We start from the raw sequence: 13,158 nt of genomic DNA, 5'->3' as shown, positions 1-13,158 counted from the left end.
TTATTCTCTCCCGGCGCGGTGGCTCTAGTTCTTCTGAAAGCCACCGTTCTCATCTTTATTTAGTCTAAACTACAGTTTGTTAAGCGTTTCATATCCCCCGTTAGGTTATTTTACATCAACTCAATTTTAGTCAAAACTCGGCTTTGTACTTCCGCTGGCAAAGATACTAAATCTTCGATCGCTTTCGGCTTAAACTCAACTTGGTAATTCATCAAAGTGCAACTTTGAGGCGCGACAGTTTCCTTTTCCCTGCGCGACACTCCTACATAGGACGGAAATACCTATCTACAGAGAGGGGAACACCGATCCGATCGCCCGCCATTAACTCCCTACAATGACAATTGTACGAGGAATCAAGCAATTGCCTCTACAGCAGCCATCATTTTTAATGCAGGGAATTAAAATTTATGCAACCAAATAATCCAAACCAATTTACTGAAAAAGCCTGGGAAGCCCTCGCCCGCACTCCCGAACTCGTCAAAGCAGCTCAGCAGCAGCAGCTAGAAAGCGAACACTTGATGAAAGCTTTGCTGGAACAAGAATCGGGACTGGCTAGCAGCTTGTTTAACAAAGCTGGAGTTTCTGTAGCAAAATTGCGCGATCGCACTGATGAGTTTATCAGTCGCCAGCCCAAAATCACTGGAAGCGGCGGCAACGTTTATCTAGGTCGTTCTCTCGACACTTTGCTCGATCGCGCCGAAACTTATCGCAAAGACTACGGCGATGAATTTATTTCGATCGAGCATTTGATACTAGGTTACGTTAAGGACGATCGCTTCGGCAAAAATTTGCTACAAGAATTTAAACTAGATGAAGCGAAGCTCAAAGATATCATTACCCAAGTCCGGGGGAACAACAAAGTGACAGATCAAAATCCAGAAGGCAAATACGAAGCGCTGGAAAAATACGGCCGAGACTTGACTGAAGCCGCGCGTCAAGGCAAACTCGATCCAGTAATCGGACGGGATGACGAAATCCGCCGCACCATTCAAATTTTGAGCCGCCGCACCAAAAATAACCCGGTATTGATTGGGGAACCGGGAGTCGGCAAAACTGCGATCGCCGAAGGACTCGCCCAGCGAATTATCACCGGAGATGTGCCGCAATCTCTCAAAGACCGACAATTAATTAGCTTAGATATGGGCGCGTTAATTGCTGGTGCAAAATTCCGGGGAGAATTTGAAGAACGCTTGAAAGCGGTACTCAAAGAAGTTACCGACAGCAACGGTAAAGTCATCTTATTTATCGATGAAATTCACACCGTTGTCGGTGCGGGTGCAACTCAAGGCTCGATGGATGCCGGCAACTTACTCAAACCCATGTTAGCGAGGGGAGAATTGCGCTGTATCGGTGCAACAACTCTCGACGAATACCGCAAGTACCTCGAAAAAGATGCGGCTTTAGAACGCCGTTTTCAACAAGTTTATGTTGACCAACCGACAGTTGAAGATACTGTCTCGATTTTGCGGGGCTTGAAAGAACGGTACGAAGTTCACCACGGTGTGAAAATTTCTGACAGCGCCCTCGTGGCGGCGGCTACTTTGTCTACTCGATATATTAGCGATCGCTTCCTTCCAGACAAAGCCATTGACTTAGTGGACGAAGCAGCCGCTAAACTCAAAATGGAAATTACCTCCAAGCCGGAAGAACTAGACGAAATCGACCGCAGGATTTTGCAGCTAGAAATGGAAAGACTGTCGCTGCAAAAAGAAAGTAACTCTGCTTCGATCGAACGCTTGGAAAGACTGGAAAAAGACTTAGCAAACCTCAAGGAACAGCAAAACGGTTTGAATGCCCAGTGGCAATCGGAAAAAGGTGTCATCGGCAGCATTCAAAAGATTAAAGAACAGATTGATAAGGTGAATATTGAAATTCAGCAAGCTGAATTAAAATATGACCTGAACCGCGCTGCTGAGTTGAAATATAGCAAGTTAACCGAATTGCAAAAACAACTGCAAGAAGCAGAAGCTCAACTTTCAGCAACTCAAACCACAGGTAAAAGTTTGCTGCGGGAAGAAGTCACGGAAGCTGACATTGCCGAAATTATTTCTAAGTGGACGGGAATTCCGATCAGCAAGTTGGTTGAATCGGAAATGCAGAAACTTTTGCATTTGGAAGATGAACTGCACAAGCGGGTAATTGGACAGGATGAAGCGGTGACGGCGGTTGCAGATGCAATTCAGCGATCGCGCGCAGGTTTAGCCGATCCAAATCGTCCGGTTGCAAGTTTTATCTTCCTCGGCCCCACGGGTGTTGGCAAAACTGAGTTGGCGAAAGCATTAGCCGCTTATCTGTTCGATACCGAAGAGGCGATCGTGCGAATTGATATGTCGGAATACATGGAGAAACACGCAGTTTCCCGGTTAATTGGTGCGCCTCCGGGATACGTCGGCTACGATGAAGGCGGACAATTAACTGAAGCTGTGCGCCGCCGTCCTTACTCAGTGATTCTATTCGATGAAATCGAGAAAGCGCACCCGGATGTCTTCAACATCATGCTGCAAATTTTGGATGACGGCCGCGTTACCGATGCTCAAGGTCACACAGTAGACTTTAAGAATTCTGTGATTATTATGACATCGAATGTCGGCTCTCAATACATTTTAGATGTGGCGGGAGATAACGAACTAATGCGCAGTCGGGTGATGGAAGCGATGCGGGGAACTTTCCGCCCAGAATTCTTGAACCGGATTGATGAGATGATTATCTTCCACGGTTTGAGCAAGCGCGAATTGCGGCAGATTGTGCTGTTGCAAGTGAAGCGGTTGGAAAAACGGTTAGCTGAACGCAAAATGTCTCTGAAATTGTCGGAATCTGCGATCGACTTCTTAGCAGAAATAGGTTACGATCCGGTGTACGGTGCGCGGCCTTTGAAGCGGGGAATTCAGCGCGAGTTGGAAACGCAAATGGCGAAGGGTATTTTGCGGGGAGATTTTGCTGACGGGGATACGATTTTTGTGGATATCGAGAATGAAAGGTTGGCGTTTAAGCGCCTGCCGGCTCAGTTGGTGACTGCGAAATAATATGAGTAGGGTGGGCTGCGGCCCACCTTATTTTTTTGAGGGGCGATTCCCTACGGGATAGCTGCGCGGCCTTTTTTTCTCTAAATCACGGTAGGTGCTTGAAAAACTTCTAAAATCTTTTGTTTCAAAGTAACTAACTCATCTGTAGCTGCATGAGCTTCATAAATAGCTTCAGATGCTGCTACAAAAGGATCTGCAGAAAGGGCAAAATAGAGTGAATTAACTGCGCGCGCTGTGTGAAATGCAGCTAAATAATCTGATAATTCTATATGGCCTTCTCCCATTTTTTCTTGCAAGTCCCACTGAATCTCATCGAGTCGATCGACCAAGGATTTAAGTTTGTTTTGAAGTGAAACATCACCGCATTGACTTTTTTCTAGCGCTTCTAATCCTTCGTCAAGAATTGGGTGACTTAATCTAGTGCGTTCAATTGCGAATTTACAAGCGGCTTTTGCTGCATTTCGCTGTTCGGAAATAGTTGCTTGTTTCAGCATTTCCGATTGTTCAGCATCAATAAATTCTAAGCGATTTTCTGTCATTGTGTAATTAACTCCTTGGATTAGATTTTTGGGGACTTGCGACTAAGCCGCCAGCGCCTTCTATCGTTTGGACGCAGTTTTCACAAATAGGACGCCCTGCTGCTACTGCAATTACTTTACAATCATTTTTAACGGCCCAAGCAACTATGTTAGCTTCCGCATGGCCCAAACCGGGAATAACGGTTTCTCCGAATAGGAGTGCAGACTTTACTCCCGGGCGCAAGTAACCATTGGGTTCGCTGGTTCCGATCGCTACTCTGCGGTTTTTTTGGGCGTCTTCAACAACCCCAGCACCCATTGTTACTCTAGATTGCGCGGGTGGTGATAGAGCTTGCTGTAAGGCGATCGCTCGCCTTCGGGCAATGCCTTCAGGATTGCTGAAAAGTTCTGCTTCTGTGTAGTCTTCTGGCAGTGTTGTCTCCTCGGTGGTTAAAGATATAGACTGTGGCCATCGCTTAAGGGCGATCGCTCCGGGATTCGTCCTTTTTCTGCTCTTGGCGCTCTCTAACAGATTTCGTCAGCAGGTACGTTGCCAAACTGCTAACGGATCTGCTGTCTTCTTCTGCCCATTCTTCCAGAGCTTTTTGAATCTCCTCTGGCAAGTATGCGGTAACTCGTCCCCGTGAAGCCATTCGTTGCACTGCAAAACATCTCAACACAGTCCATCTTACGCTGTTTTGAGTTAAGACCGATAAAAATATCTCATTTTAAGTCATTTTATCTTATTGTACGTCATAACGTGTTATAATGCCACCTGTAAACAGTCAAAAGCCAGCCCCTCAACTGTCCAAGGTTCTGGGCTGGCTCTGGCTCCAAAAATATCAATGGAGACGAGTTCTATGTTGACATACAAAGACCGCTTGTGTTGTTGGGCGATCGCCCGTTTGTTACCCTCTGGGCAATGGATAATTGTTGCCCGCTTCCGCAGCCGTTCCGACGCAGACGGGCATTTTCAGTTTCTGCGGCAAACTATACCCCACGTCAAGTTTGAGGTTGTGTTCGATTTAAGTGGAGACAGTCACCGTTTATCCGCGTTGGGCCGTCCTTCCAATCCTGTCACCAGCGCGTTATAAATGGTAATTTTCGCGGCGGTTTCAGTTAACTAAACATTGGCGATTCCCTACGGGATAGCTTCGCTTCACGCACTTTTTTTGATAAGTGCGATCGGCCGTACCATCTTAGCCAAATCAGAATTTACACTGCCGTAGCCTCACAACTAAAATTCTCCGAACAGGACTTTATCAACCTTGGGCTGTGGTAAAATGATCGTATCCACAACACTTTCTCGTTACTTAAAAATATGCGATCAAAACTAGAACAAATTACGCTTCAAGACAGAAATGCTGCGGAAATGGAAATTCGGGACAAGCGGCAGCAAATTAATTACGACACGAAACAGTATCCAGTCGAAATACTCGTTCAAAAATATATGGAAGGAATTAACGATGATACTAATAAATTGTTTATTCCAGACTACCAACGTGAAATAGTTTGGGATGAAGCAAGGCAATCAAAGTTTATCGAATCTGTAATTTGGGGGATACCAATACCTTATATATTCGTTGTTGATATCGGTCATGATGAAAATGATGAACCACGTTTAGAGATCGTAGACGGTGCACAACGCATTCTTACCCTAACTAGATTTATCAACAACGAATTAACCTTAAGTGGACTCAAAAAATTAGAGCAATTAAATGGATTTAAGTTTGCTGATTTACTGCTTCCTCGTCAGAGGAACTTCAACCGAACTACAGTTCGGATTATCCAATTAACCGAAGCTGCAAATGAGGAAGTCCGAAGAGATTTATTTGAACGGATACAATCATTTTAGTAGCAAAGCAAATAGATTTCAATAACGCACAAAATATACGGCAATTATTGGTATAAAAAAAGTTTTTGCATATAGAATATATCCGCGCTTGACTGATAGAATAATCATGGAAACTGTACTCTTAGAGTTTAATATACGCGCTAAAAATGTGGATGATTACTTTGTATTTTTGGACAGCCTGGAAAAACAGACAACGCAGTTAGCTTTACTCGATCCTGCTGGCACATACAAAATACAAAGCCTCGATCCAGAGTTAGCAAAAACGCTCAAAGCCAATGGTTTTTTATTGCTGTATAACTTAGTTGAATCCACTATGCGAAATGCGATTGAAGCCATATTTGAGGAGTTTAAAAATAAATCAATCTCCTTTGACCAACTTAAACCAGAAATTAAACTGATTGTCCTCCAAAATCTTAAAAATCGTTCTCCTAAGAAAATTTATTTAACAATTAACCAACTCTCTACTGATATCATCACAGCTACATTTGAACGCGAAGAACTGTTTTCGGGGAATGTGGATGCTAGGTTGATTAAAGAAATAGCAGACAAATACGGTTTTTCATATCAAACAGACTTTGCTAAGACAAAAAACGGGCAAAATCTTGTAGTGATTAAAAGTAATAGAAATGATTTAGCGCACGGGATTAAGTCTTTTGAGGAAGTGGGGGGATATCAGGCTATTGAGGAACTTTTAGAAATGAAGGAAGAAGTCGTAGAGTATTTGACGCAAATACTGGAAAATATCAAAGATTATCTTGAGAATGAAGAGTATTTGGAGTTACCCGCAGGTAATCCTTAATTTGTGTTTTCTTCAGTCCGCGCAGGTGTCCAGAAACCGGGTTTTTGCGAGAATACTTCCTACAGCCTGCTGAAACCGCAAAAAACCCGGTTTCTCGCGATCGCCATCAACCTCAAATGACGCAATTACGTTAAAAAACCGGGTTTTTGCCTCCAGGATTACTAACTTACTTCCGCACCATCACAGAGCGAATCACAGCATTCTGCTGATACTTGTTAGTCTGATAAAATCCCCCTTGACCGGCCCCGTAAACCCCCGCAAACTGCTTCCCCTCAGCCTTGGGAACAAACATAATGTTTCTAGTGGGTTGCTTGGCAAATACAACCCCTTCTCTCATTTCATTATCCACGTTATAAGATAAAGTAGCCTTGCCGTAAATTGCCTCAGCTTGTTTGAGGGTCATTCCCGGCCCTACGCCCTGAACTGTTTTATAATTAGAATTCTCAGTCATCAAAAGTTCAATGACATCCGTATCTTTTAGCTTTGTACCCGCAGGATAAATAATCCGATATTGCACTTTTCCCGACTGGCTGACAGCCACAGCATCAAAGTCTACCATAAAAGGAGACTCTACCTTAAACTGCGCCGTGGAACCCAGAGCCTTTTTCAATTGTCCGAAAGTCATCCCGACCTTCGCCGCTCCAATTGTGCGATCGGAAATTGTTAAACTTGCAGCAGGTGTTTTTTGAGCAGCATTTGCCGTTTCTCCCAGCTTATTTGCACCCCCAGGCGTAACAGCGGAACCCGGAACCGAAATTAAAGTGAGGTAACTGCCGATCGCCAATAAAACAGCTATCATTGATCCAGACAAAACTTTAACATTCAACATGGCTAATTCTCCTAGATTTCAAATGCGACTATCTACCCGCATCTTTTTGACTATCCTGGGCTTCACCCTCCTAGTTTGGATTCTCAGAGGCGTTGGCATCTTGACATTCATTCCCGGTGCTGTTATCTGGATACTGATTTTGTTGTCTTTTGTTGCGGGTATCCTCAGCACTTTACTCCGTCGGTAAGCCAGCATCCGGCAAATAACAAATAACAATTAACAATTAACCAATTATTTTAATTTTGATTGTTTCATTGCCTTTCCCACTGTCACATTCAACTGAGCGCCGATCAGCATCACCAAAGAAGAAAGATCGAGCCAGAGCAACAACACAATAAAAGTTCCTATTGTCCCGTAAGTCCAACTGAAATTGCCCCAATGCCAAACATAAAACCGAAATAAAGCTGAAAACAGCGCCCACAAAATAGCAGCAAAAACTGCTCCAGAAAAAATAGGAATATCTGGTTGACGGCGGCTAGGCCCGTAGCGGTAAACAAAGGCAAAAGCCAGTGATACAATTCCCAAAGAAATCGGCCACCGCCACAGCCGCCAAGCACCTAACAGTTGCGACTCCAAAGGGCAATTGTCGGCGAGCAGCAAGCAATTTTGAACATCTTTTAAATCGCAAGTGGCGACGGACTCCAGCAGGCAACTCTGGCGGGCAATAGCTTGTACAATTAAGTCGCTGACAAATACTACTCCCGATGCCAGAATTAATAGTATAATTGTGCCGATACTCAGCGCCAGAGAAATAAGTTTTGCTTTCCAAAATGGTCGAGTTCGATCGCTCGGGATTTGATGGATGCGATCGAGTGCAGCCATCGCCGCGCTCATTACTCCAGAAAATACCCAAACCGACGCAAAAAAGCTCACCGAAAACAGCCCTTTACTGCGAGTTAACAAAATTTCTTTGATTAAGCCGCCAATCAAATTCCGAACGTTATCGGGTATAACTTCGCCCAAAAGACGGGCGATTTGATAAAGTGTTGACTGCAAAGGTTCAAACAGAGCGATCGCAGATAAGATAGCCAACAGCCCCGGAAACAGCGCCAGCATAGAATTGTAGGCCATTTCCGCAGACAGCCCCGGCAAGCGCTGTTCTCCTGCCTTCGCGCCGACTTCCTTGAGCGTGCCCCAAGTCAAACACCGACAAAACAGCCAAAAACCACCAAATTTTTTTTTGAGAGCTCGAAGCAGCCTCAAAAATGCCTTAAACAAAGCTAAAATCAGGTAGCGCAACCAGTAAAAAATGTTCATAGCGCACAGGAGACGGGGAACTAGAAAAGGGAAAATGAATGCAGGACGATCGCGCAACTGGAAATAAGGAGCATTACTTAATTAAGCCATTGTTAATCTAAAATCTAAAATCTAAAATCTAAAATCTAAAATCTAAAATCAATATTATGGCTCAGGATGTCAGACAGTGGTTAGATGAAATCAAGCGGCTGCAACAGCAGTTAACAGAAGTTTCGCGCGATCGAGATGAGGCCGGTGAAAGTGCCGCTCAGTGGCGCCAACTCTACAATACCGAAGCCGAGCAGCGGCGGAATGATGCTAAATTAACTCAGCAAAGCATCGCTTCTCTGGAAGCACAAATAGAGCAATTACAAAATTTTTCCCCCCTTGTGCCCGAAGGCGACGATGCTGGGGTTGCTCGCCAGCAGGAAATCGCACAACTGCAAACTGTAGGCGAACTTAAAGCTAAGTTAGCAGAAGTTCTTCAAGAGCGCGATCGGGCGATCGAACAAGTTAAACAACTCACTCAAGCCCTCAAACAAGAAGAAGCCCGTCACGCCGAAACTAGCAAAAATTTGACTAGCGCCCTCGGAGATGCTGTTGACTTGCTCACCAAAGCCCAAAATCCTGTCCCTGCAAAAACCGAGACAGCATACTCTTTAGAGATAGTACCTGTTACCACGGGAAATCCAGGCGAAAGTGCGATCGAAATCCGCCACAATCCCGCTCAACTTCCGCCTTCTAAAAACCAGTTACTTCAGCTACCACCTTTTAATCAGTAGTCAGTAGTCAGTAGTCATTAATCATACCAAATCCGCTTTTATCATCCGTCTTTTCTTCAGTCGGCGGAGGCGGACTTCATTTTGCAGGGAGCGATTTCAATCGTCTATCAACAAAAGTGACAAACCCGGACTTAATATGACGCCTAATTTTCAAGCAAAAACAACAGTCCGATTGCCATAAACTAAAACACGATTTTGTAAATGATATCGCACCGCCCTTGCTAACACAACCCTTTCTAAATCTTTACCTTTGCGAACCAAATCCGACACTTCATCGCGGTGACTAACGCGCACAACATCTTGTTCGATAATCGGGCCAGCATCTAAATCTGGTGTAACGTAGTGAGCTGTTGCACCGATAATTTTTACCCCTCTTTCATAAGCCCTTTCGTAGGGATTTGCACCCACAAACGCGGGTAAAAATGAATGGTGAATATTAATCACATGGGGAAATTTTCTGATAAAGTCTTGACTCAAAATTTGCATATACTTAGCCAAAACTACTAAATCAATCTTATATTTCTTAATAATTTCTAACTGTTGTGCTTCTTGAATAGCTTTATTGTCTTTAGTAATGGGAATATACTCAAAGTCGATACCGTATTGTGCGGCAATGGGCTTTAAATTTTGATGGTTGCTGATAATCAGGGGGATTTCACCTCTGATTTCTTGCGATCGCTGTCGCCAAATCAAGTCTAATAAACAGTGTTCTTGACGGCTTACAAAAATGGCAATCCGCCGAATTTGATGGGAAAAATGCAATTGCCAATTAGCTTCTAAATCCTTGGCAATTTCACTAAAAGCAGGTGTTATTTGTTCGGTGGTTAAGTCAAAATCATCTAATTGCCATTCTAGCCGGCTCAGAAATAATCCGGCGGTAAAATCTGTATGGTGATCCGCGTGGATGATATTGCCGTTGTGGGATGCGATAAAGTTAGCAAGTAAGGCGACGAGTCCTTTGCGATCGGGACAGGCAATTAACAGGGTTGCAGTAGGTTTAGTCATAATATAATGAAAAAATTGTCTCGCTGAGTCGATCGAGAAAAAAGCGATCTCACAGGGGTTTATTGATACGCTTAGGGGCGGGCAAGATGCCCACCCCACAAGAGATTTTAACTAAGAGTGGAACAGGCATCTTGCCTGTTTCTATCTTCCTTCTTCTTTCTTCCCTGTTCCCTCTTCCTTCTTCTAAAATCCCATCGCTCCAGCTACCGCATCCAAACTCGGAGCAATTCCACTTTTAAACTGATTGTTGCTGTGATTAATTGCGGTATCCGGGTCTTTCAAACCGTTACCAGTCAAGACGCAAACCACCGTCGCCCCAGTCGGAACTTGGTCTTTTACCTTCAGCAAGCCGGCCACAGAAGCTGCACTCGCCGGTTCGCAGAAAATTCCTTCCTCGGATGCTAACAAACGGTAAGCGTCGAGAATTTCGGCATCGGTGACTGCGGCAAAACTGCCGCGGCTGGCTTCGGAAGCTGCGATCGCCTGTTTCCAGCTAGCCGGGTTGCCGATCCGAATCGCCGTCGCCAGGGTTTCTGGGTTCGCCACTGGTTGGCCCGTTACTAAAGGTGCGGCTCCGGCTGCTTGAAATCCCATCATCTGCGGCAAGCGCGAACATTTTTTGGCTTGGTGGTATTGACAAAAACCCATCCAGTATGCTGTGATGTTTCCCGCATTTCCCACCGGAATGCACAGCCAGTCTGGGGCATCGCCTAAAGCGTCCACCACTTCAAAAGCTCCGGTTTTCTGACCTTCCAAGCGGTAAGGATTCACCGAATTTACCAAGGTCACGGGGTAGTTAACAGCCATTTCGCGGACAATTTCTAAGGCGCGATCGAAATTTCCGCCAATCGAAATGACTTCCGCACCGTAAAGCAAAGCTTGCGCCAGCTTGCCCAAAGCCACGTAACCTTCGGGAATCAATACGAAAGCTCGCATTCCCCCGCGTCTGGCGTAGGCGGCGGCCGCCGCCGAAGTATTGCCGGTACTGGCGCAAATTACTGCCTCCGCACCAGCTTCCTTTGCCTTGGAAATCGCCATTGTCATCCCCCGGTCTTTGAAACTACCAGTGGGGTTGAGGCCGTCGTATTTCACCAGGACGCGCACGTCTCGACCGATGAGAGAGGCGATCGCCGGTGCTGGAATCAGGGGAGTATTGCCTTCTTGGAGCGTCACTACCGGCGTGGTTTCCGTCACCGGCAGGTAGGGGCGATAAGCTTCGATCAAGCCCGGCCACCCGTAGCGTTTCGGCGAGGCTGCGCGGGCAGCGGAGTTAGCAGCAGAGTCAGTAGCAGGTAGAATCAGGGTCACGATGTCAATGGTTTTAGGCAATGGCCGAGGAATTTACACTAATTTTAGCTCGATCGGTTAATTTGATGTTTAATACGATCGGTTCAGGTTAAAGTAACTTAATGGTGTGAATGTGTAGATATGTCTACTCAATTACTAATGTCAAATAATTCATCCACTCTTTCCCGGCCTCAAGTTACCGCGAGCAATCCCGAAATGGCTAGTTCTTCTACCCTATCGACCACTTTTGCCCGCAAAGTAGATTCGGTGAAGTGCCCCTACCAAGCCGACCAGCAAGTTAAGTTCCTGCACTTGCAAGCAGAAATCGAATCCTTGCTGCTGGAAGTGCAAAGCCTCAAACAGCAACGCTCGATCGCTGGCTTGCCGGCTCTCGACCCCATTTCTGGCAGCAACAGCAATTAGCAGACAACAGTCGCTAATGCTAACTGTGCTGCCCCTGTGTTATAAAAACAAAGGTTTTGCTACCCGCAGTATTTTTTGCCGAAAGTGCCAGAAATTCCTAACTGCGGATAGCGATCGCTAGCATTTGCTAAAACGCGCTTGCCTACTGCTCAACTCGTCTGCTGCTTGCTGGCAACGAGCTGGTATTTTATGGCGCTTTTTTATTGCGCTAATTTGTTAAGCCATGCTCATAGCATACGGAGAATCGAAATCAGTTTATGACAGCATCGATCGAAAAACCACTAAATTTGACATCCGCAAGTGACACCTCCAACTTGCGCCTCAAAGATATTCTCAAAACCCTGCCGCGGGAAGTATTCGTCAAAAACCCCCGCAAAGCTTGGACAAAAGTCATCGTCAACGTTCTTTTAGTTGCTGTCGGTTACTGGGGCATAGCAGTATCGCCTTGGTTTCTACTACCCCTGATGTGGATTTTCACAGGTACCGGATTAACCGGTTTTTTTGTGATCGGGCACGACTGCGGCCACCGGTCATTTGCTAACCGCCGCTGGGTAAACGATTTAGTCGGACATATTGCATTTTTGCCGTTAATTTTCCCGTTTCACGCATGGCGGCACGGTCACAATTATCACCACAAACACACCAATAAAATTGGCGAGGATAATGCTTGGCAGCCGATGACAGCAGCAGACTACGCTGGCGCGCCCAAAGCATTACAAATAGCTTATAGTTTAATATTCGGTCGGATGTGGTGGATCGGCTCGATCGCCCACTGGGCAAAAGTACACTTTATGTGGTGGCGCTTCAAAGGCCAACAAAAACAACAACAAGTCCGGTTTTCTGTTTTTGTAGTTTTAATCGGTGCTGCGATCGGATTCCCGATTTTAATTGCCACAACAGGCATTTGGGGATTTGTCAAGTTTTGGTTGATGCCCTGGCTGGTTTACCATTTCTGGATGAGCACTTTTACGATCGTTCACCACACAGCACCAGACATTTCTTTTAAAGAACCGGAAGAATGGAACGAAGCCCAAGCGCAACTATCGGGAACAGTTCACTGCGATTATCCCCGCTGGGTAGAGTTTCTGTGCCACGACATTAACGTCCACGTTCCCCATCACCTTTCAACTGCTATTCCCTGGTACAATTTGCGCCTCGCCCACAGCAGCTTAAAGGACAATTGGCAAGATCATCTCTACGAAACAGAATTTTCTTGGTCTTTAATGAAGCGGATTGCCGACAACTGTCACTTGTACAATCCCGCTGGCGGCTATCAAACATTGCAGGAATTTAACGCTAAAACAAAGTAAATTTTCAACGCGATAAATGCCCGAAAAACCCGGTTTGTAAAACACAACCGGGTTTTTCGATATTACAATCCGTAGCCTTTGTCAGGGGCGG

The 13,158-nt window shown here is 45.4% G+C and carries 16 protein-coding genes; 8 read left to right on the top strand and 8 right to left on the bottom strand.

Going from position 1 to position 13,158, the window contains the following annotated elements; genetic code table 11:
• Positions 1-110: 110 nt before the first annotated feature.
• Entirely contained in the window at positions 111-212 is a 102-nt protein-coding gene (locus QUA78_RS32955) for a type II toxin-antitoxin system RelE family toxin (RefSeq protein ID WP_445302406.1), read from the bottom strand.
• A 195-nt stretch (positions 213-407) separates the two neighbouring features.
• Here QUA78_RS32955 and clpB point away from each other — a divergent pair, with 195 nt between their 5' ends.
• The gene (gene clpB / locus QUA78_RS22535; RefSeq protein WP_333305945.1) at positions 408-3,023 is read left to right on the top strand and encodes an ATP-dependent chaperone ClpB; all 2,616 of its coding nucleotides are present in this window, start codon (positions 408-410) and stop codon (positions 3,021-3,023) included.
• Positions 3,024-3,103: 80 nt separating this feature from the next.
• Here the strand turns inward: clpB and QUA78_RS22530 are convergent, their stop codons facing one another.
• From QUA78_RS22530 to QUA78_RS22520, 3 genes are all read right to left on the bottom strand, one after another.
• Positions 3,104-3,562 (bottom strand): hypothetical protein, encoded by a 459-nt coding sequence (locus tag QUA78_RS22530; RefSeq protein ID WP_333305943.1) that lies wholly within the window; start codon positions 3,560-3,562, stop codon positions 3,104-3,106.
• Positions 3,563-3,569: 7 nt separating this feature from the next.
• Positions 3,570-3,860 (bottom strand): hypothetical protein, encoded by a 291-nt coding sequence (locus QUA78_RS22525; protein WP_333305941.1) that lies wholly within the window; start codon positions 3,858-3,860, stop codon positions 3,570-3,572.
• A gap of 157 nt (positions 3,861-4,017) precedes the next feature.
• Positions 4,018-4,194, bottom strand: a complete 177-nt coding sequence (locus tag QUA78_RS22520) for a ribbon-helix-helix domain-containing protein (RefSeq protein ID WP_333305939.1) — start codon at positions 4,192-4,194, stop codon at positions 4,018-4,020.
• Positions 4,195-4,386: 192 nt separating this feature from the next.
• Here QUA78_RS22520 and QUA78_RS22515 point away from each other — a divergent pair, with 192 nt between their 5' ends.
• The 3 genes from QUA78_RS22515 (at position 4,387) to QUA78_RS22505 (ending at position 6,195) form a co-directional block, all read left to right on the top strand.
• Positions 4,387-4,635, top strand: coding sequence for a hypothetical protein (locus QUA78_RS22515; protein ID WP_333305937.1), 249 nt, complete (start codon positions 4,387-4,389; stop codon positions 4,633-4,635).
• Positions 4,636-4,862: 227 nt separating this feature from the next.
• Entirely contained in the window at positions 4,863-5,396 is a 534-nt protein-coding gene (locus QUA78_RS22510) for a DUF262 domain-containing protein (protein ID WP_333305935.1), read from the top strand.
• 106 nt (positions 5,397-5,502) lie between these two features.
• Positions 5,503-6,195, top strand: a complete 693-nt coding sequence (locus QUA78_RS22505; RefSeq protein WP_333305933.1) for an MAE_28990/MAE_18760 family HEPN-like nuclease — start codon at positions 5,503-5,505, stop codon at positions 6,193-6,195.
• 166 nt (positions 6,196-6,361) lie between these two features.
• On the opposite strand, the gene QUA78_RS22500 is transcribed toward QUA78_RS22505, so the two are convergent.
• Positions 6,362-7,024: a hypothetical protein gene (locus QUA78_RS22500; protein WP_333305931.1), complete on the bottom strand. Its 663-nt coding sequence runs from the start codon at positions 7,022-7,024 to the stop codon at positions 6,362-6,364.
• A 22-nt stretch (positions 7,025-7,046) separates the two neighbouring features.
• Here QUA78_RS22500 and QUA78_RS22495 point away from each other — a divergent pair, with 22 nt between their 5' ends.
• Positions 7,047-7,211, top strand: a complete 165-nt coding sequence (locus QUA78_RS22495; protein ID WP_172187764.1) for a hypothetical protein — start codon at positions 7,047-7,049, stop codon at positions 7,209-7,211.
• A gap of 44 nt (positions 7,212-7,255) precedes the next feature.
• Here the strand turns inward: QUA78_RS22495 and QUA78_RS22490 are convergent, their stop codons facing one another.
• The gene (locus tag QUA78_RS22490) at positions 7,256-8,281 is read right to left on the bottom strand and encodes a YihY/virulence factor BrkB family protein (RefSeq protein ID WP_333305927.1); all 1,026 of its coding nucleotides are present in this window, start codon (positions 8,279-8,281) and stop codon (positions 7,256-7,258) included.
• Positions 8,282-8,427: 146 nt separating this feature from the next.
• Between QUA78_RS22490 and QUA78_RS22485 the strand changes: the two genes are divergently transcribed.
• On the top strand, positions 8,428-9,042 hold the full coding sequence (locus QUA78_RS22485; protein ID WP_333305925.1) for a hypothetical protein: 615 nt from the start codon (positions 8,428-8,430) through the stop codon (positions 9,040-9,042).
• 150 nt (positions 9,043-9,192) lie between these two features.
• Here the strand turns inward: QUA78_RS22485 and purU are convergent, their stop codons facing one another.
• Entirely contained in the window at positions 9,193-10,047 is an 855-nt protein-coding gene (gene purU / locus QUA78_RS22480) for a formyltetrahydrofolate deformylase (RefSeq protein WP_333399024.1), read from the bottom strand.
• A 183-nt stretch (positions 10,048-10,230) separates the two neighbouring features.
• Positions 10,231-11,355: a threonine synthase gene (gene thrC / locus QUA78_RS22475; protein WP_333306250.1), complete on the bottom strand. Its 1,125-nt coding sequence runs from the start codon at positions 11,353-11,355 to the stop codon at positions 10,231-10,233.
• 120 nt (positions 11,356-11,475) lie between these two features.
• Here thrC and QUA78_RS22470 point away from each other — a divergent pair, with 120 nt between their 5' ends.
• Both QUA78_RS22470 and QUA78_RS22465 read left to right on the top strand, forming a co-directional pair.
• Positions 11,476-11,757: a hypothetical protein gene (locus QUA78_RS22470; RefSeq protein WP_333306252.1), complete on the top strand. Its 282-nt coding sequence runs from the start codon at positions 11,476-11,478 to the stop codon at positions 11,755-11,757.
• A 257-nt stretch (positions 11,758-12,014) separates the two neighbouring features.
• Positions 12,015-13,067 carry a fatty acid desaturase gene (locus QUA78_RS22465; RefSeq protein ID WP_333306254.1) on the top strand — a complete coding sequence of 351 codons (1,053 nt, stop codon included), beginning with the start codon at positions 12,015-12,017 and terminating at the stop codon, positions 13,065-13,067.
• The last annotated feature ends 91 nt before the right edge of the window (positions 13,068-13,158 follow it).

Source organism: Microcoleus sp. K4-B3 (genome assembly GCF_036704615.1).
Lineage (GTDB): Bacteria > Cyanobacteriota > Cyanobacteriia > Cyanobacteriales > Microcoleaceae > Microcoleus.
Note: the sequence above shows the minus strand (reverse complement) of the source record. Positions and strands in the feature narration are given on the sequence as shown.